Origin of the sequence: Corynebacterium sp. MSK041, assembly GCF_030232265.1 — a bacterium.
Classification (GTDB): Bacteria; Actinomycetota; Actinomycetes; order Mycobacteriales; family Mycobacteriaceae; genus Corynebacterium.
The window spans coordinates 1-513 of sequence record NZ_JASPJK010000048.1; the positions used below are offsets into that span (position 1 = coordinate 1).

Annotated in this window: 1 protein-coding gene; it reads left to right on the top strand. The window is 57.5% G+C overall.

What is annotated here, in order from left to right:
* Nucleotides 1-407: ATP-binding protein (locus QP968_RS11135; protein ID WP_284856459.1), on the top strand; the 407-nt coding region annotated here is incomplete at its 5' end.
* Between the last annotated feature and the right edge of the window lie 106 nt (nt 408-513).

The following is a 513-nucleotide window of genomic DNA, read 5'->3' on the forward strand; positions in this document are numbered from 1 at the left end:
ACATAGTCTGCGCCATCGGCGTCGCCGCATGTCAAGCCGGATACTCCGTGGCCTACTACCGGCTAGACCAACTCGTAGACATGTTGGCGGTCTTCTCACCGACTGATCAAAACTACCTCGATAAGATGCGGAAACTGATCAATGTCGATGTCCTTATCATCGACGATTTTATGACCATGAGCATCAACCAGCGCGGGCAAGAAGACCTGAGCAAGATCATATTCGACCGCGACGGTCGGCTCCCAACGCTGATCTCCTCCCAATCGGCCGCCGCCTATTGGGTCGAAGCCCTCCCCGACAGAGTCGGAGCCGATTCACTCGTTAGCCGCCTCAACAACGGCCACCGAATCCGCATCGGAGACTTCGACATGCGCAAGGCCACCACCCCAATAGAACCGGACGAATAAAACAAACAACCGGGCCGACTCCGTCGGCCCGGCCCCGGTACCAACTACCCGGAACACGGCAGTACCGGGTCTCCGGAACACCGGTACCAAAAACCCGCATCTGACA